We start from the raw sequence: 17988 nt of genomic DNA on the forward strand, positions 1-17988 counted from the left end.
TCAGAATGAACGCCTTCTGGGCGTCCGAAAACTTCGATGCCTTCATCACTTCCGCTCCTGTTCCCAGCCGGGAATTTAACGCGGAAAACTCCAGTTATGAACGATCCAGTTTTTGGGGATCAGAGCAAGGCATAATTTTTCTCCTATGCCTTGCGCCCTGCCTTGCTCTAGTGAGTCGGTGTATGTAGAATCTAACTGCACAGTTGGATTTCATCATCCGCTAGGACATCCGCACGGCAGGGCCTTGTTTCCGTGTGCGGCCACGCATCGCGCGACTGCTATCTGTCCGGCAAGACAGGTTGCAGTCGTCGTTCGCGAATCTAATCTCCACGAACAACCTGAGTATTGATGCGACTCAATCTTGCTGTCGAGTCATTTCGATTAAACACAACTAGATTTTGTGTCAAATCCACGAAATCCCCAGATTGATTACAACATGCTGTATGTATGGTGGATTTTTGAAAGCTTTTGGTTTATAAGCCGCCCCAGTTGAGGCAAAGCCGACTCGGCCCTAAGCCCAGTACAAAACGTTGCAAGTAAAAAGCCCGCCGAATCGCTCCGGCGGGCATCTGATCTCAGATCCAGGTTACTTTACCTAAAATACGTTGGCACCTCGTCACCGCGATACACGCCAATCGGGCTACAAGCCACCGAGCGTCTTTCGTCTATAACGTATTTTCTAACTGAAGACAGAACAGAAAGCCTTAAAATGCAACGTCTTCAATGGGATGGAATGGTGCTGCTAGAGAGAATCGAACTCTCGACCTCTCCCTTACCAAGGGAGTGCTCTACCGCTGAGCTATAGCAGCATCTGGACCGGCGCGAAGTGGCCGCGTCGTCGGTGAGCGGCCTATTGCCATAGCTTCACCGGGAGTGCAAGCCGCAAATGCCAAGTTATTTGTCGAAGATTGCGGAAAACCCCGCATCGGCTTTCGCCGGCCGCGCTTTTTGGTTATGGAAAAATATGGCGAATGATGAAGAAAACCCCGATTCGCAGGGCAAAGGGATCACCGAAAGCCGTGGCGACCGTGCTCGCAAGCATGCGGCGGCGCGTGAAGAGCAGCAGAAGGCGCGTGCGGCGGCGAAACTTCGGGAAAACCTTATGCGGCGCAAGACGCAGTCGCGCGCCCGTCGCGCCGGCGAGGCGGAACAAGGCCAGGGCCTGCCTGCCGCAAAAACGGACGAATCATCCTGATCTGTTTTTTGCAGACAGGCTTTCTACATAACCCAAGGAATCGGCTGCGAGGCTCGTCACAGGCACGAGAGCTTTCGCGCTAAACGAAAAGTGAGAACTTATGGATCGCATCAGAATTACCGGCGGCAATGAGCTGAGGGGCACCATTCCGATTTCCGGCGCGAAGAACGCGGCACTTCCCCTGATGATCGCATCCCTTCTGACGAGCGACACGCTGACGCTCGAAAACGTGCCGCATCTGGCGGACGTCGAGCAGCTGTTGCGCATTCTTGGCAATCACGGCGTCGACGTTGCCGTCAACGGCCGCCGGGAACGCCAGGACGAGAGCTATTCCCGCACCATCAACTTCACCTGCCGCACTATCGTCGATACAACTGCCCCTTATGAGCTGGTCTCGAAGATGCGCGCCAGCTTCTGGGTCATCGGCCCGCTGCTCGCCCGCGAAGGCCAGGCGCGCGTTTCGCTGCCGGGCGGCTGCGCGATCGGCACAAGGCCGGTCGACTTCCTTCTCGACGGCCTGCAGGCGCTCGGCGCCGAAATCGAAATCGACGGCGGTTATGTCAATGTCAGGGCACCGAAGGGTGGATTGATCGGCGGGCGTTATGCCTGCCCGAAGGTCTCGGTCGGAACGACCCATGTCCTGATGATGGCGGCGACGCTTGCCAACGGCACGACGGTGATCGAAAACGCCGCGTCCGAACCTGAGGTCGTCGATCTTGCCAATTGCCTTACCGCGATGGGCGCGAAGATTTCCGGCGCCGGCACGCGAACGATCACCATCGATGGCGTGACCTCGCTGTCCGGTGCGCGGCACCGGGTTCTGCCGGACCGGATCGAAACCGGCACCTATGCCATGGCGATCGCGATGGCCGGCGGTGACGTCACCCTTCAGGGCACGGATGAAGCCCTGCTCGGCGGTGCACTCGATACGCTGCGCCAGGCCGGCGCCTCCATTACCGCGACCGAGTCCGGCCTGCGCATCGTGCGCAACGGCAACGGCATCCAGGCGGTGGATATTACCACCGAGCCGTTCCCCGGCTTCCCGACCGATCTGCAGGCGCAGTTCATGGCGCTGATGACGCGCGCTTCCGGCGTTTCCAGCATCACCGAAACGATCTTCGAGAACCGCTTCATGCACGTGCAGGAACTGGCCCGCCTCGGGGCCAAGATCTCGCTTTCCGGCCAGACGGCCCGCGTCGAAGGCGTGGCAAAGCTGAAGGGTGCGCCGGTCATGGCGACCGATCTGCGCGCTTCCGTTTCGCTGGTCATTGCCGGCCTTGCGGCCGAGGGCGAGACGATGGTCAACCGCATCTATCATCTCGATCGCGGTTTCGAGCGGCTGGAAGAAAAGCTCACGCGCTGCGGCGCAATCGTCGAGCGTGTCAGCGGCTGATCGAAGCGATCCGCACAGTGTCCAAAGTTTGAAGGGACGGCAGGAGAGATACTCTTGCCGTCCCTTTTTGCGTCGCTATGTTGGAGGAGCACATCATTGTCTTCCCGCCCCTCATTTCATATCCATTTCCTATGGAGATTTCCCATGGCTGACGCTTCCTCACCCGTCTGGTTCATCACCGGCTGTTCGACCGGCTTCGGCCGCGAGCTTGCCACGCTGACGATCGAACGCGGCTGGCCAACGGTCGTCAGTGCCCGCGACAAGGCGCGTGTCGCCGATCTCGCCGAAGGCAAGGACAACGTGCTGGCAGTCGCCCTCGACGTTACCGACATGGGTCAGATCGCCGCCGCGGTGAAAGCGGCGGAGGAAAAGTTCGGCCGTATCGACGTATTGGTGAACAATGCCGGCTACGGTTATCAGGCCTCGATCGAGGAAGGCGTCGAAGACGAAATCCGCGGCATGTTCGATGCCAATGTCTTCGGCCTTTTCGCCATGACGCGCGCCGTGCTGCCGGGCATGCGCGCCCGCCGCAAGGGCCATATTCTCAACATCACCTCGATGGCCGGCTTCATGGGCCTGCCGAGCTCGGGTTACTACTCGGCCAGCAAACATGCGGTCGAAGGTTTTTCCGATGCGCTGAGCCTTGAAGTCGCGCCGCTCGGCATCCGCGTCACCTGCGTCGAGCCGGGTCCGTTCCGCACCGACTGGGCCGGCCGTTCACTGAAACAGACGCCGAGCACGATCGCCGATTATACTGAGACCGCCGCCGCCCGCATGGCCTCGACCGCGGGTGTCAGCGGCAAGCAGCCGGGAGATCCGGTTCGCGCCGGCGAGGCGATGATCGCCGCGACGGAAGCGGCGGAAGCGCCGCGCCATCTGATCCTTGGTGCGATCTGCTACAATGGCGTTACCCAGAAGCTGAAGGAGCGGCTGGCGCAGATCGAACTCTGGGAAGATATCAGCCTTTCGGCCGATTTCCCTTCCTGAGCGTTTCAAGCCTGTCTTTTGCCGGAAGCGGAAACCGTTTTCGGCAGACATGCTCTGATGCGCAGTTGTTTCCGGCTCGACTGTCGCTTATTTCCAGTCTCAGAAACTTTTGCGTGACCCGCGCCTCTGGATGGATTTTTAAAAAGCGATGACCGAGCTGAAGCTGCTTGCCCTCGATACCGACGATCTCGGCATCATTTCCGCCCATATGCAGGACGCCGTCTTCAAGGTGGGCGATGTGCGCTGGTCCGCCAGCGAGCGGAATTTCTCGCTCGCCGGCAACCGCTTCGTCTGGGAAAAGCTCGGCAAGAAGCGCAAGGAATATGAGCGCCGCCGCTCCGCGATCGTCTTCAAACGGGTCCAGGCGGTGCGCTCGATCGGCATCAACCTCAATAACAAGGACGAAGTGCTGTCGCTGCTGGCCGTCACCTTCACCCAGAAGGGGGATGGACCAGAAGGCACGGTGGAACTGGTCCTTTCCGGCACAGCCACCATTGCGCTCGACGTCGAATGCATCGAAGTTGCTCTTGCAGATGTCGGCGGTGCATGGGAAACGGCCTCCAAGCCCCGCCATCCCTAAGATTGAATGTCCGGATGGCCCTTAACGGGGCAGACATTGTTTCTGAGTGAAGAGGAATATCCGCTTGGCAATCTGGCTTGAGCAGGAATCGCAGGATTTCGAGGCGACGTTTTCGGCATTTCTTTCGACCAAGCGCGAGGTCTCGGAAGATGTGAACGCGGTGGTGCGCGACATCATCGACGACGTGCGTGCCCGGGGTGACGCGGCGCTGATCGATTATTCCGCCCGGTTCGACCGCGTCGATCTTTCGAAAGAAGGCATCCGCGTCAGCGAAGCCGATATCGATGCAGCCTTCGCCGAAACCGATCCCAAGGTGATCGACGCGCTGAAGCTCGCAGCAGAACGCATCGAACGCCACCATGCTCGCCAGATGCCGAAGGACGATATCTACGAGGATGCGATCGGCGTCGGCCTCGGCTCGCGCTGGACGGCGATCGATGCCGTCGGCCTCTATGTGCCGGGCGGCACGGCGAGCTATCCGAGTTCGGTGCTGATGAACGCCATGCCGGCCAAGGTTGCCGGCGTGCCGCGGCTCGTCATGGTCGTTCCGGCCGGTGGCGGCAAGATCAATCCGGCCGTACTGGCCGCCGCGCGCATTGCCGGCATTACCGAAATCTACCGTATCGGCGGCGCGCAGGCGATTGCCGCACTCGCCTACGGCACGCAGACGATCGAGCCGGTCGCCAAGATCGTCGGCCCCGGCAATGCCTATGTCGCGGCTGCCAAACGGCATGTGTTCGGCACCGTCGGCATCGACATGATTGCCGGCCCGTCCGAAGTGCTGATCATCGCCGACAAGGAAAACGATCCGGATTGGCTGGCAGCCGACCTCCTTGCCCAGGCAGAGCATGACGAAGGCGCCCAGTCGATCCTCGTTACCGACGATGCCGCCTTCGGCAAGGCGGTGGAAGCCGCCGTCGAGCGGCAATTGAAGACGCTATCGCGTTCGCAGACCGCCGCCGCCAGCTGGCGGGATTTCGGCGCGGTCATTATCGTGCCGAATCTCGAAGCTTCCCTGCCACTGGCCAACCGCATCGCTGCAGAGCATCTGGAACTGGCGGTTGCCGATCCGGATGCTTTGCTGCCCGGCATCCGCAATGCCGGCGCGATCTTCGTCGGCCGCCATACGCCGGAAGTGATCGGCGATTATGTCGGCGGTTCGAACCACGTCCTGCCGACGGCGCGTTCGGCGCGTTTCTCCTCCGGCCTCGGTGTACTGGACTTCGTCAAACGCACCTCGATCCTGCGCCTTGGCCCCGAGCAGCTGCGGCAGCTGGCACCGGCGGCGATCACGCTTGCCAAGTCTGAAGGGCTTGATGCGCATGCCCGCTCCGTCTCTATTCGACTGAATGCCCAGCCGCTCAACGATGGAGGCTGATGGATGGGGGCAAGCGACTACCGTCTCTCCGACGTCGTCCTGGACGACTCCATCGGGCGCTCGACGCCCGATGTGGAGCATGAGCGGGCAGTCGCGATCTTCGATCTGGTCGAAGAGAACTCCTTCCAGCCGGCCGGCCATGCCGGCGGGCCTTACAGGCTGAAGCTTTCGCTGGTCGATTCCAAGCTGATGCTCGGCATCACCACCGATGCCGGCGACGATGTGGCGACCCATATCCTGTCGCTCACCCCCTTCCGGCGGATCATCAAGGACTACTTCATGATCTGCGAGAGCTATTACGAGGCGATCCGTTCCTCGACGCCGAGCCGTATCGAGGCGATCGACATGGGCCGCCGCGGCATCCATAACGAAGGTTCGCAGACGCTGATGGACCGGCTGGACGGCAAGATCGCTGTCGATTTCGACACGGCCCGCCGGCTCTTCACGCTGGTCTGCGTGCTCTACTGGCGCGGTTGAGCATGGAAATCTCCGCCGCGCCTGCCAAACGAGCGAAGGGGCCGAGCGCCATTCTCTTCATGTGCGGTTTCAACGTCATCCGCTCGCCGATGGCGGAAGCCATTGCAAAAGCCATGCTGCCGCACGATATCTACGTGCAATCGGCGGGCGTGCGCTCCGGCGAGCGCGATCCTTTCGTGGATGTGGTCCTGGACGAAGTCGGCCTTTCGATCGGCAAGCACCAGCCGCGCACGCTGGAAGAGCTGGAAGACGATTATTTTGACCTGATCGTCACGTTGACGCCGGAAGCGCATCACACCGCCCTGGAACTGACGCGTGCAAATGCCGTTGAAGTGGTTTATTGGCCGACCATGGATCCGACCGCCGTCAGCGGCACCCGCGACCAGATGCTGGATGCCTATCGCGAGGTTCGTGATCATCTCTGGCGGCTGATCGAGGAACGTCTTTCGCAAGGCGGCCGCCCTCCGGCGGAGACTGCCTGAAGGGCGTTATAAACCGCCGGCGGAAATAGCGCGAAAAGCAAGGTTCACAAAGCGGACATGATTGTGTAGTTTCCGCCCAAATTTGCGGGCAGGCGCCATCCGGCTCCGCCCATATCCAACACACAGGAAGAAAACTGCCAGATGGCTAAAGAAGAAGTCCTCGAATTCCCGGGCGTCGTTACCGAACTGCTTCCCAATGCGACGTTCCGCGTGAAGCTCGAAAACGAACATGAAATCATCGCCCACACGGCCGGCCGCATGCGCAAGAACCGTATTCGCGTTCTCGCTGGCGACAAGGTGCTCGTCGAAATGACGCCTTACGACCTGACCAAGGGCCGCATCACCTACCGCTTCAAGTAATCCCTCTTCTTATCTCGCAGCGGGCTCCGATGGCGTTGGAACAAAAGCTGATACTGGCCTCCGGTTCTCCGCGCCGTCTCGATCTCCTCAACCAGGCCGGCATCTCGCCGGCGCGGCTGATGCCGATGGATATCGACGAGACGCCGAAGAAATCCGAACATCCGCGCTCTCTCGCCCGCCGGCTTTCGACGGAAAAGGCCGAAGCGGCCTATGCTGCCGTGAACGGCGATCCGGCCTGGCGGCACAGCTATATCCTGTCTGCCGATACGGTCGTGGCCGTCGGCCGCCGCATCCTTGAGAAGACGGAATATACGGAAGAGGCGTCATCCGCCCTGCATCTTCTCTCCGGCCGCGGCCACTGGGTCTATACCGGTATCTGCCTGGTGACGCCCGGCGGCCAGTTCCGCCAGAAGGTGGTGGAGACGAAAGTCCGCTTCAAGCGGCTTTCGCCGCGCGAGATCGAAAACTACATCGCGTCCGGCCAATGGCGCGGCAAGGCGGGCGCCTACGCGATCCAGGGGATCGCTGGCACTTTCGTGCAGAAACTCGTCGGCTCCTACACCAATGTCGTGGGACTGCCGCTGTTCGAAGTGACGACGCTTCTGACCGGCGAGGGCTTCGACGTGGCGGCCGCCTGGCCGGAAGGCTGACGCATCGCCGCGGTCCGTCGCCACGGTTGCGGCATCACCTGATGCCTTCGTCGCCGGGCGCCCTGCAAAACAGGAGAAATTCGATATGACATCCGAACCGATCAAGACCGGTGGCAAGGTTGAGCCGTTGCGCGCGACACGCCCCTGCCCCGAATGCAACAAGCCATCTTCGCGCGAACACTATCCCTTCTGCTCCGACCGCTGCCGCACGCTGGATCTTTCCCGCTGGCTGAACGGCTCCTATGCCATTCCGGTGGCAGACGACGAGAGCAAAATCGATGGCGGCGACGAACGGGACTGAAATAGATCACCTTATGCCCACTGATTTTGCTTGAGAATTTGCGAATTTCGCAAACCTGTCAAAAAAGTCGCCTGGGGTGCTGGACATGTCCGAACAAGATGTTATAACCCCGCTCGCTTCCGGGGGATACGCCCCCGCCGGTCCTGACCGGAAGGCTGAAAAGCCGAGATGCCCGGATAGCTCAGTTGGTAGAGCAGCGGATTGAAAATCCGCGTGTCGGTGGTTCAAATCCGCCTCCGGGCACCATTTTTCCCAGATCAATCAAGCGGGGCAAGTACTGGTTCGCATCCGCTAACGTATTTCGGGAATGAACATAAATTAATTACCTCAAACGGTGCACTTGTCGGTTCCTTCCTCTCACAACCCTTGCCGCGACAGGATCGCCAACGGAACTTTCAGATCCTCTCGCCAATCGCTCACGAGCGACGTAAAGATTGCATTTTTTAAAAATTCCACTTTAACGTATGCACGTATCACCGCGTCTTAAGGTGATTTCATTGCGTTTGAGAGGAACCAATTCGAATGGCGGACGATGCGTTAGGGCTACCCTCTCTACCTCCCGGCGTCGCCTATTTCGAAGATTTTCTTTCCAATGCCGAAGAGGCGATGGCCGAAGCCAGGCTCGATGCCGGAGAGTGGAGCAATGTTCTCAAGCGGCGGGTGCAGCATTTCGGCTATATATACGATTACAAGGCACGCACAGTTACGGCCGATGCTTATCTGGGCAAGTTACCGGATTGGCTTCACTGCCTCGCAGAACGCCTCGTGCGCCAAGGATATTTCACCGAGGAGCCGAACCAGGTTATCGCGAACGAATATCTCCCGGGCCAAGGTATAAGCGCCCACGTCGATTGCGTCCCCTGTTTCACCGATACGATCGTTTCGATCAGCTTGTTATCCCAATGCGAAATGGTGTTTCGGGAAAAATTTAGCCCGGCTGTTATCGCTGTAGTGCTTCAGCGGCGCTCCGCGATCCTTCTGAAAGGGCGCGGCCGCTATGATTGGAGCCATGAGATCGCGGCTCGCAAGTCGGACCTCATCGGCAGTGTCAAGATCGATCGTACTCGGCGGATTTCTCTGACTTTCCGCAGAGTTATCCTGGGAGCGGCTTGAAGCGTACGGCAATACAAACACGACTTCCGGCTCGTCAGAAAATTCCTGAATCATAGCCGCTCAAGCTTATGCAAGCGATCCTTGCCTCTCCTACATCCGATAGAAAATCACCTACCGATGCAACGGTTTATCCGCTCATGCGTTTGCGCGCATCAGCCCGCGCTGTGCGGGCTTTGGGAATGATGAGCGGATGCGGTTTGCGACCATTCTTGACCGTTGGAACGAGCAGTCGCTCGCCCGGCAATTCGTGCTGGCCGGGGGGCTGGTAGCGTTTGCGGCGATGCTGCTGGTTGGCGCCTATGTGACGAGCCTCATCCAGCAGGCCGTTACCCGCAATTCCGCAGCCTCCACGGCGCTCTACGTCGACAGCATCATCGCGCCGCTTCTGCCGGACCTGAAGACGGACCAGACGCTTGACGACGTGTCCACCCGGGCGCTGGATGAGACGTTCGGCCAGGGCGCTCTCGGCGGCAAGGTGATCTCCTTCAAGCTCTGGCGCAAGGATGGCACCATTCTTTATTCGACCGACAAAAGTGTGCTCGGCAAACGTTTCGAACCGGGTGACAAGCTGCGGACGGCCTTTTCGGGGCAGATGGTCGCCAAGTTCGGAATGCCGGAGGATCCCGAAAGCAATCTGGAGCGCGGCCAAGGCAAATCTCTCCTGGAAATCTACAACCCGATCCTGCAGCCATGGTCCGGCGAGGTCGTGGCCGTCTCAGAATTTTACGAAGTGGCGGAGGATTTTGAGCAGAGCCTTTATCAGGCACAGCTGCATAGCTGGCTGGCGGTCGGCACCGTCATTCTCGGCTTCTTCCTGCTTCTGTCGGCGATCGTGTTTCGCGGCAGCCGCACCATCGACAACCAGCGACAGGCCTTGACGCAACGGATCGCCGAGCTTTCCGAACTTCTGTCGCAGAACAAGGCGTTGCATGCGCGGGCGCAACGCGCCTCGAGCCGCGCCACCGCACTCAACGAAAGCTATCTCCGACGGCTGGGCGCCGATCTTCATGATGGTCCGGCACAACTGGTCGCCTATGCCGCGCTTCGCGTCGACAGCCGGCTGCTGGTCGATCCCGCAACGCCGAAGGATGCGCGCGAGACTGAGGTGACAACCATCAAGGCGCGGCTCGACGAGGCAATGGACGAAATCCGCAGCATCTGCAGCGGGCTCGTTCTGCCGCAGATCGAAACGGCGGAACTGCCGGACGTGCTGCGCCGCGCCGTCAACGCCCACCGCCAACGCAGCGGGCTGGATGTTGCACTGTTCATGTCCCAGAGTTCGAAGCCGCTTTCTCCCTCCGCTAAGATCTGCGTCTATCGCTTCGTCCAGGAAGCGCTCAACAATGGTTTTCGCCACGGAGGCGGCATCGGGCAGAGCGTGCACCAGACATTCGACGACGGCAATGTCGTCATCGAGGTCTCGGATCGCGGTCCGGGGTTCGATCCCGGCAAGGTGCGCCCCGAGGGGCTCGGTCTTGCCGGTTTGCGCGAACGGATCGAAAGCCTCGGTGGAACGTTCGATATCAAAACATCAAAAGACGGAACCACGGTCAGGATGTCCCTGAGCGTGCATGAAGTGGAGCAGGCCTGATGACATCGATCAAGATAGCCGTCGTGGACGACCATCCCCTTTTTCGCGAAGGGGTGATGCGGAGTCTCGGCGAAATCGCGAATTTCGAGATGGTCGGAGAAGGCGGTTCCAAGGATGATGCAATCCGCATCGTGCACGACATCTGCCCCGACGTGATGCTGATGGACATATCGATGCCCGGCAATGGGCTGGAGGCACTGACTGAAGCTCTCGAACACTGCCCGGAGATCAAGATCGTCATGCTGACCGTCTCTGAGGCCAGCGAGGACATTGCCAAGGCATTGCGGCTCGGTGCCAAAGGTTATGTGCTGAAAGGCGTCGGCTCGCGTGCGCTGGCTGATGTCATCGATACGGTCGCATCCGGGGAGAGCTATGTCTCGCCCGCCCTTTCGGCCCGGCTGATCGCCGGCCTGTCGGCGCCCGATGCGGAAGATAAACCTGACCCGATGGCCGAACTGACGGATCGGGAACAGGAAGTCCTCAATCTCGTCGCCTCCGGCCTCAGCAACAAGCGCGTGGCGCGCGAACTTGATCTCCATGAGAAAACGGTCAAACACCACATGACGCGTATTCTCTCGAAGCTCAAGGTGACCAACCGCACCGAAGCTGCCCTGGCACTCCGGGACGCAACGGACAGAGGCTCACTTGCCGAACGACTTTAGGCGCGATGTATCCGCCGGCGTTGCGGTGCGATTGACGATGGTGCGCGAGCGGGAATCTCGCATCTCATAACGGCCTTGGGAAATACGCTCTGTCGCTCCGTTGCCATGGCGCACGGTGATCGACGTGCCGCGCACGCTCACTTCGGCTGCGGATTTCGACGGAGGCGAAGGCGTTCCAGGCGTTCCAGGTTTGGCAGACGGCGTGGCGGCCGGATTGTTCGGCTTGCCGACCGCTGCCGCCGCAGCCGGGGCAGAACCGTTCTTGACGCCTCCGCCCGCGGTTCCCGCGCTGGTGTCTGTACCGCCTGCATCTTCCGTATCGGTATCGGTCCCAGTATCCGTCGCACCGTCGGTGGATTCGGAACTGCTGTCGTCCTTGCCGGATCCGGCACCATTTCCGTTGCCGTTACCGCCAGCATTTCCGTTTTCGGAACCGTTGCCGTTTCCATTGGCCGAGTTACCGTTCTCCGAGCCGTTACCATTACTGTTGCCATCGGAATTACCGTTGCCGGATTCGCTCCCGCCGCCATTGCCACCGCCGTTTCCATTCCCGCCACCATTGTCGCTTGCGGCAGCGGCGGATTGGTCAGCGATATGCAACCGGCCGTCCGCATCGATGGCCAGCCTGAAAGGGTTGGCCGCGGCAAGAACCGCGGTCAGCACACCTGTCAATACCAGCATTCTACGCGTTGGCATGTCATACTCCCGAATTCGTTCATCCCTTCGACCCGCGCCCAAGGTTTCCTACCCGAACTGCAAGGGAAACCTTGAGTCTTCCGGAATGGTTCCGCATCGAGCCAAAAGACCCGCCGGTTGCCGCTGCAACCGGCGGGCAAGATGCTGCGCTTAAAGGGACCGATGATCGCGCAGGAACCATGTATTCAGTGCGAGCCGGCAAGGCGCCGATCACCCCGCAGGGGCGCCAAGGGTGGCAATGAAGATAAAGAGCCCCGCAAGGGGGATCAAAAGCCACCGGGCTTCGAAAACGCTGTTGTCCATGACGGGATCTCCTCAAGAAAGCTCCCGATCAACTGCACTCTAAGGCGTCCGTTCCGCAGTTTCAGCCCTGTTTCGCTCGTCGGGACCTTTGCGCGACAGCCGTCGGACCAAAGGCCCAGAAAGCCGACGGCCTGAAGTCCCTACCCCGCCCGACCGAAGCCCAAGTGGCGGAACAGATTGCGGAATCGGGCTGTTTGGTCGGCGCATTGCAGCTCACGCAGGGCCTCGCAAGCGACATAATAACGACAGAGGAAACATCATGAAGTCCCTCACAAAACAGACGCTGGCGATTGCGCTTCTTGCTGGTTCGACGCTTTCCGCATTTGCGGTCGCGCCGGCAATGGCCCAGACCCAATCCCAGGGGGCCCAATCCCAGGGAACACAGTCTCAGGGCGGCGCAAGCCAGACCCAGCCGATCATTCCCCGCCAGGGTGGCGCTGAAGGTGCCGGCTCGATGAATGGCGGCGCGTCCGGCCAGATGAAACAGCAGGACATGGGCTCCAGCACGCAGCAGAAAGGCTCTGCCGGTGCAGACGGCTCGACGACAGCTCAGGGCCAGGACACTCAGGGCCAGGGCGGGCAGCGCCTGAAGCCGCAGGGCGACCAGGCTCAGCAGCCGATGCAGTCCGGTAAGCAGAATGCGGAAAGCACCGATCCGAAAAAGCCGCGTGCTCAAGATAGCGCCCAGCAGAAGCAGGACGGCCAGACCGACAAGTCTACCGCACAGAGCGGCTCCGACGCCACCAAGCCGGCGAATGCCGACACGGCTCGCCAGAACAACACCGGCACCCAGTCCGAAGGCAAAAACCAGGCTTCGACCGATCGCCCGTCCAACGAGGTGACCGGAAGCATCAACATCTCCACGGAACAGCGCACCCAGGTCCGTGAGGTTTTCGTGCGGAACAAGGTGGCACCCGCCAAGATCAACGTAGAAGTCAATGTCGGCATTGCCGTGCCGCGCACCGTCGAGTTGCATCCGCTGCCGCCGCGCATCATCGAGATCGTTCCCGCCTATCGCGGCTACGAATATTTCGTGCTTGCCGATGGCCGGATCATCATCGTCCAGCCGGCGACCCATGAGGTCGTCTACATCTTGGCCGGTTAACCCCAGCCGTCAGGGAGCCCCAGAAGGCCCCTAGGAGTACGGAACATGAGTGACCGTGAACCCACAGTGATCCACACCGGCGGAGGAGGCAGCGGCTGGACCGTCGCGGTCCTGCTGCTGGTGGCGATCATCGCAGGCGGGCTCATCCTTTTCGAAGGCGGTTACCTCGGAACCCGCAACATCGACATCGATGTGAGCCTGCCCAAGGTCGATCTGCACCCAGTCACGAAATAGCAGCTCGACCTCATCCAACCGGCCTTGCGCAGAAGCAGGCCGACCAAACAACGAAGGAGAAATGTCATGAAGACCAAGATCATCGTTCTTTCCGCCGCCGTTCTCGGTATCCTTGCCCCGGTCGCCTCCGCTCAGCAGAGCACCGTTAACGGCGCAGCCGGTGGTGCAGTGACCGGCGCGATCGTCGGCGGCCCGGTCGGTGCAGCCGTTGGCGGTGTCGTCGGCGCCGTTGCCGGCACCGCGATCGATCCGCCGCCGCAGCGCGTCGTGACCTATGTCGAAAGCGCTCCGGCTCCGACCTCGCGCGTCGTCGTCAAGGAGAAGATCGTTGTCGGCAAGCCGGTTCCGGAAACCGTCGTGCTGACCCCGGTTCCGGATTCGCCGAAATATGCCTATGCGATCGTCGGCGAGCAGCGCGTGATCGTCGATCCGCAGACCCGCACGGTGGTGCAGGTTGTTCGTTAACCGCGACACCTGAACTGAAAAAGGGAGAGCTTGGGAAACGGCTCTCCCTTTTTTCATGTCGATTTTTTGGACCCTCTATTGGGTCGTATCGTCGTTGCCGAGGCCTTCGACATCCGAAAGCCGCACGAATTCTACGCCACGCTTCTTCAATGCCAGCAAAGCACGCGCCACTCCTTCGCCGGCCGCATGGGTCGGCTGATTGATATGGGCGATGACCACGTCGCCATCCTTCGCAGCAGAAATCTTCCGTTCTGCCGCGCCCGCGCCGAGCAGCGAGCCGTCATCGCCGTTCAGCGAATAACCGGCGATGCGATATCCCATGTCGCGGATCTGGCGGATGGCGGAGGCATCGTATTTCGCCGTCGAGCCGCGGAACCAGCGGGGAGCGGCAAAACCGGCCGCCTGCATGGCAGAGGCGCCGCCCGCGACTTCCTGATGCACCGCTTCCGGCGAACCGGCAGCCGCAATACCATAGATCAGCGTCGGCACATCGACGGCCGGAATATGGTTCTGCCCGTGGTTTTCGATATCGAAGAGATCGAGGTTTTGCAGGAAGACCTGGATCGCCTGAGGATTTTTCTTCAGCCAGCGAGCCGTAACGAAGATCGTCGCAGGGATACGCTCACGCACCAACGTAGACAGGATGCGCTCGTCAGCCTGGCCCATGCAGGCATCAAAGGTCAGCGCCACACGGGGACTGGCTGCCACGCCCGAGCGGGCAACGTTCAACCGCGGCTCGACCAGTTTGGGAGATGCTAGCTTCTGGGAGGGCGCGGCCTTCTGGGGAGCCTGAACTGCGCCTTGGGAGAGCTGTGCAGCCGCCTGGGGAATGGTTCCCTGCTTCGGCGCAGCCTGAACGGGCGGGGCCGGTTTGGGAGGATAACCCGCGGGCGCGGTTTGAGCTGCAGCTGCCAGAGGCAGGAGCGTAAGACAGACGGAGAAAAGGAAGTGTCGCATGGTCAACCAATGTAATGACGCCCCTCCTCTACTCCCGAATACGGAAAAACGCCATGCGACCGAGTGGCTGCAAAGAAAAAGGCCGGGATCACCGGCCTTTTTGCAACATTGAAATTGGTATTATGCGGTTCGATGCGCCTAGAAGCGCACCGATGCGAGACGATGCTGCAGCGAGCGGAGGTCTTCCGCCTTGCGGCCGGCGAGGCCCTTTTCCCAGGCAATCGCCGTGTCGACGATCAGGTCGAGATCGTCATGGCGCGGCGTCCAGTCGAGCAGGCGACGGGCCAGCGTGGAATTGGCAACGACGCTTGCGGCATCGCCCGGACGGCGCGGCCCATAGCGGATCTCGAACTTGCGGCCGCCGACGCGCATGACCGCTTCCAGCACTTCCAGAACCGAATAACCACGGCCATAACCGCAATTGGCGATCAGCGGTTCGCCGCCACGGCGCAGATAGCTCAGCGCCTTCAGGTGGGCATTCACGAGGTCGGTGACATGGATATAGTCGCGGATGCCGGTGCCGTCGGCGGTCGAATAATCGGTGCCGTAGACATCGACACCGCGACGTTTTCCAAGCTCGGCTTCGCAGGCGATCTTGATGAGATGCGTCGCGCCATCGGTGGACAGGCCGGTACGGCCGAGCGGATCGGCACCGGCAACGTTGAAATAACGCAGGGCGACAAAGCGGAAATCGTGAGCGGCGGCGGCATCGCGCAGCATCATCTCCGACATCAGCTTCGACTGGCCATAAGGGTTCTTCGGATGCAGCGGCGCATTTTCGAGAACCGGCGTATCGTCCTTCTGATCGCCATATACGGCTGCCGTCGAGGAGAACACGAAATGCTTGATGCCGGCTTCGACTGCGGCGGCTGCCAGCAGGCGGGTATTGCCGGTATTGTTGTCGTAATAATCCAGCGGATTGGCGACCGACTGCGGTACAACGATCGAGCCTGCGAAATGCAGGATCGCGTCGATATCGTTTTCCGCGAAAACCTGTTTCAGCACGGCACGGTCGCCGACATCGCCGAGATAGAATCTCGCTTCGCCGGGTACCGCCCAGCGGAAGCCCGTGGACAGACGATCGAGAACAACCACTTCCTCACCGGCATCGAGCAAAGCCCATGCCATGTGACTGCCGATGTAACCTGCTCCACCAGTGACCAGAACCGCCATGATATACTTCCCTGCCTTTTATCGTTGGCAGGAGAAAATCACGTTTGGTCTTCAGCAATGCTTACCCGACGGCCTTTCCGCCGGGTTTATCTCGGGTGACGGAAAACAGAGATTTGAGCAATTCGTTCGAATTTTATCGATCCCGTGCCGAACCGGCTCAAAGGGCCTTGATATAACCGGCAAGCCGTTCGGCGGCCTGCTCGACTTGGGCCGCATCGCGCAGGAAGCAGGCGCGCAGGAAAAGCTCGCCGCCCTTGCCGAAAGCCGAACCCGGCGCCAGAGCCACGCCGATCTTGTCGACGATATCGAGAGCCGCCAGACGGCTGTCGTTAATACCATCCACCTTGAGGAAGGCGTAGATCGCGCCTTCCGGCTTCAGAGTCTGGACGCGGTTGGTGGCGATCAGCGCATCGCAGAGGATATCGCGGGCCTTGGTCGCCCGGTCGATATTGGCCTGCACGAAGTCGTCGCCATCGTTCAGGGCTGCGACCGCGCCGCGCTGCATGAACTGCGCCACGCCGGAATTGGAATACTGGATGAGGTTTTCGATCACCTGGCCCATTTCCGGCGGCGCCACCAGCCAGCCGACACGCCAGCCGGTCATCGACCAGTTCTTGGAGAAGGAGTTGGCGAAGATGATACGGTCGCCGTCCTCCTTGATATCGAGGAAGGACGGCGCGCGCTTGGCGGCGCCGTAATAATAACGGGCATAGATCTCGTCGGCGATGATCCAGATGCCGTGCTTGCGAGCGAGCGTCAGGATGGCTTTGAGGTTTTCAGTCGTGGCCGTCCAGCCGGTCGGGTTGGCGGGCGTGTTGATGAACAGCGCCTTGGTCTTCGGCGTGATCGCTGCTTCCAGCTTGCCGATATCGAGCGACCAGCCGCCATCGACGAAATCCAGCGTCAGGCCGACGGAACGGGCGCCGGAAATATCGATCGCCGAGATGATGTTCGGCCAGGTGGGCGAGAAATAGATCACTTCGTCACCCGGCGATGCAACAGCCTGTACGGCCATCATGATCGCATGCATGCCGGAACCGGTGACATAGAAATGCTCCGGCGACAGATCGACCGAGAAGTGGCGGGCATAATAGCTGCTCAGCGCCTGGCGCAGTTCAGGAATACCACGCTGCCAGGTGTAGAAGGTCTCGCCGGCCTGAAGGGATTCGGTCGTGGCGCGGTTGATGAAGTCCGGGCTTGGCAGATCGCCTTCGCCGGCCCAGAGCGGGATCAATCCTTCGCGGCCACGGGCGTGGTTGATGATCTCGACAATGCCGCTTTCCGGAGCGGAGACGGCACGGGGGCTGAGGCTGGTGATGATCGACATGGGGTTCCCTGACCTGTTTTGCCCTGTTTAAACCAGGCAGGCCAGAAAATCCCATGATAATCCGTGCGCCAGCGATCGATTCCGATGATGAATCTTGCTGGCGTGATCAAAAGATCACTTTTGCTTATTTGGTCTTCAGGATGTCGCGGATTTCGCTGAGCAGCAGGATATCTGCCGGCGGCGGAGCAGGCGTTGCGTCAGCCGGCTTCTTCTCTTCCATCATGCGCAGCTTGTTCACACCCTTGACCATCAGGAAGATGATGAAGGCGAGGATGAGGAAGTTGATCATGACTGTGATGAAGCTGCCATAGGCAAAGATCGCGCCCTGCTTGCGGGCTTCTTCCAGCGTCGTGGCGGTCACATTGCCGGACAGAGCGAAAAAGTAGTTGGAGAAGTCGAAGCCGCCACCGGTAATGGCACCGACGACCGGCATGACGATATCGTTGACCAGGGAGTTGACGATGCCGGTAAAGGCCGCGCCGATGATGATACCGACCGCAAGATCGATGACATTGCCCTTGGCGATGAATGAACGGAATTCGCTGATAACTGACATGGT

Annotated in this window: 21 protein-coding genes and 2 tRNA genes; 17 read left to right on the top strand and 6 right to left on the bottom strand. The window is 60.3% G+C overall.

The window, feature by feature from the left end; translation table 11 throughout:
• Nucleotides 1-734 precede the first annotated feature (734 nt).
• Nucleotides 735-809 (bottom strand) — tRNA-Thr (locus tag KX729_RS31385).
• 155 nt (nucleotides 810-964) lie between these two features.
• Between KX729_RS31385 and KX729_RS31390 the strand changes: the two genes are divergently transcribed.
• The 14 genes from KX729_RS31390 (at nucleotide 965) to KX729_RS31455 (ending at nucleotide 11169) form a co-directional block, all read left to right on the top strand.
• Nucleotides 965-1195 carry a hypothetical protein gene (locus KX729_RS31390; RefSeq protein WP_246618016.1) on the top strand — a complete coding sequence of 77 codons (231 nt, stop codon included), beginning with the start codon at nucleotides 965-967 and terminating at the stop codon, nucleotides 1193-1195.
• 100 nt (nucleotides 1196-1295) lie between these two features.
• Nucleotides 1296-2588: a UDP-N-acetylglucosamine 1-carboxyvinyltransferase gene (gene murA, locus KX729_RS31395; protein ID WP_219746382.1), complete on the top strand. Its 1293-nt coding sequence runs from the start codon at nucleotides 1296-1298 to the stop codon at nucleotides 2586-2588.
• A 144-nt stretch (nucleotides 2589-2732) separates the two neighbouring features.
• Nucleotides 2733-3575: an oxidoreductase gene (locus tag KX729_RS31400; RefSeq protein ID WP_219746383.1), complete on the top strand. Its 843-nt coding sequence runs from the start codon at nucleotides 2733-2735 to the stop codon at nucleotides 3573-3575.
• Nucleotides 3576-3723: 148 nt separating this feature from the next.
• Complete coding sequence (locus KX729_RS31405) at nucleotides 3724-4155, top strand: DUF2948 family protein (protein ID WP_219746384.1); 432 nt, start codon at nucleotides 3724-3726, stop codon at nucleotides 4153-4155.
• 64 nt (nucleotides 4156-4219) lie between these two features.
• A complete protein-coding gene (gene hisD / locus KX729_RS31410) occupies nucleotides 4220-5533 on the top strand; it encodes a histidinol dehydrogenase (protein ID WP_219746385.1) in 1314 nt (437 codons plus the stop codon).
• 3 nt (nucleotides 5534-5536) lie between these two features.
• Nucleotides 5537-6010: a UPF0262 family protein gene (locus KX729_RS31415; protein ID WP_219746386.1), complete on the top strand. Its 474-nt coding sequence runs from the start codon at nucleotides 5537-5539 to the stop codon at nucleotides 6008-6010.
• Between the two features lie 2 nt (nucleotides 6011-6012).
• Nucleotides 6013-6492, top strand: a complete 480-nt coding sequence (locus KX729_RS31420; protein ID WP_219746387.1) for an arsenate-mycothiol transferase ArsC — start codon at nucleotides 6013-6015, stop codon at nucleotides 6490-6492.
• A gap of 141 nt (nucleotides 6493-6633) precedes the next feature.
• Nucleotides 6634-6852 carry a translation initiation factor IF-1 gene (gene infA, locus KX729_RS31425; protein WP_004435948.1) on the top strand — a complete coding sequence of 73 codons (219 nt, stop codon included), beginning with the start codon at nucleotides 6634-6636 and terminating at the stop codon, nucleotides 6850-6852.
• A gap of 29 nt (nucleotides 6853-6881) precedes the next feature.
• Entirely contained in the window at nucleotides 6882-7502 is a 621-nt protein-coding gene (locus tag KX729_RS31430; protein ID WP_219746388.1) for a Maf-like protein, read from the top strand.
• 85 nt (nucleotides 7503-7587) lie between these two features.
• Nucleotides 7588-7803 (top strand): DNA gyrase inhibitor YacG, encoded by a 216-nt coding sequence (gene yacG, locus KX729_RS31435; protein ID WP_219746389.1) that lies wholly within the window; start codon nucleotides 7588-7590, stop codon nucleotides 7801-7803.
• A gap of 170 nt (nucleotides 7804-7973) precedes the next feature.
• A tRNA-Phe gene (locus tag KX729_RS31440) sits at nucleotides 7974-8049 on the top strand.
• Nucleotides 8050-8325: 276 nt separating this feature from the next.
• Entirely contained in the window at nucleotides 8326-8916 is a 591-nt protein-coding gene (locus tag KX729_RS31445) for an alpha-ketoglutarate-dependent dioxygenase AlkB (protein WP_219746390.1), read from the top strand.
• A 190-nt stretch (nucleotides 8917-9106) separates the two neighbouring features.
• Complete coding sequence (locus KX729_RS31450; RefSeq protein ID WP_219746391.1) at nucleotides 9107-10507, top strand: sensor histidine kinase; 1401 nt, start codon at nucleotides 9107-9109, stop codon at nucleotides 10505-10507.
• Nucleotides 10504-11169 (top strand): response regulator, encoded by a 666-nt coding sequence (locus tag KX729_RS31455; protein ID WP_219746426.1) that lies wholly within the window; start codon nucleotides 10504-10506, stop codon nucleotides 11167-11169. The genes KX729_RS31450 and KX729_RS31455 overlap by 4 nt, the downstream gene beginning before the upstream one ends.
• Here KX729_RS31455 and KX729_RS31460 read toward each other — a convergent pair.
• Nucleotides 11149-11865, bottom strand: coding sequence for a hypothetical protein (locus KX729_RS31460; RefSeq protein WP_246618017.1), 717 nt, complete (start codon nucleotides 11863-11865; stop codon nucleotides 11149-11151). The genes KX729_RS31455 and KX729_RS31460 overlap by 21 nt on opposite strands.
• Before the next feature lie 562 nt (nucleotides 11866-12427).
• Here KX729_RS31460 and KX729_RS31465 point away from each other — a divergent pair.
• From KX729_RS31465 to KX729_RS31475, 3 genes are all read left to right on the top strand, one after another.
• The gene (locus KX729_RS31465) at nucleotides 12428-13273 is read left to right on the top strand and encodes a DUF1236 domain-containing protein (RefSeq protein WP_219746392.1); all 846 of its coding nucleotides are present in this window, start codon (nucleotides 12428-12430) and stop codon (nucleotides 13271-13273) included.
• 45 nt (nucleotides 13274-13318) lie between these two features.
• Entirely contained in the window at nucleotides 13319-13507 is a 189-nt protein-coding gene (locus KX729_RS31470; protein ID WP_219746393.1) for a hypothetical protein, read from the top strand.
• A 66-nt stretch (nucleotides 13508-13573) separates the two neighbouring features.
• Nucleotides 13574-13972, top strand: coding sequence for a DUF1236 domain-containing protein (locus tag KX729_RS31475; protein ID WP_219746394.1), 399 nt, complete (start codon nucleotides 13574-13576; stop codon nucleotides 13970-13972).
• Between the two features lie 75 nt (nucleotides 13973-14047).
• On the opposite strand, the gene KX729_RS31480 is transcribed toward KX729_RS31475, so the two are convergent.
• The 4 genes from KX729_RS31480 to mscL form a co-directional block, all read right to left on the bottom strand.
• Entirely contained in the window at nucleotides 14048-14929 is an 882-nt protein-coding gene (locus KX729_RS31480; protein WP_246618018.1) for a polysaccharide deacetylase family protein, read from the bottom strand.
• Between the two features lie 138 nt (nucleotides 14930-15067).
• Complete coding sequence (gene galE, locus KX729_RS31485) at nucleotides 15068-16102, bottom strand: UDP-glucose 4-epimerase GalE (protein ID WP_219746395.1); 1035 nt, start codon at nucleotides 16100-16102, stop codon at nucleotides 15068-15070.
• Nucleotides 16103-16259: 157 nt separating this feature from the next.
• The gene (locus tag KX729_RS31490) at nucleotides 16260-17429 is read right to left on the bottom strand and encodes a pyridoxal phosphate-dependent aminotransferase (protein ID WP_219746396.1); all 1170 of its coding nucleotides are present in this window, start codon (nucleotides 17427-17429) and stop codon (nucleotides 16260-16262) included.
• Between the two features lie 124 nt (nucleotides 17430-17553).
• A complete protein-coding gene (gene mscL, locus KX729_RS31495) occupies nucleotides 17554-17985 on the bottom strand; it encodes a large conductance mechanosensitive channel protein MscL (RefSeq protein ID WP_219746397.1) in 432 nt (143 codons plus the stop codon).
• Nucleotides 17986-17988 lie beyond the last annotated feature (3 nt).

The organism is Neorhizobium populisoli, from assembly GCF_019430945.1.
GTDB classification, from domain to species: Bacteria; Pseudomonadota; Alphaproteobacteria; order Rhizobiales; family Rhizobiaceae; genus Neorhizobium; species Neorhizobium populisoli.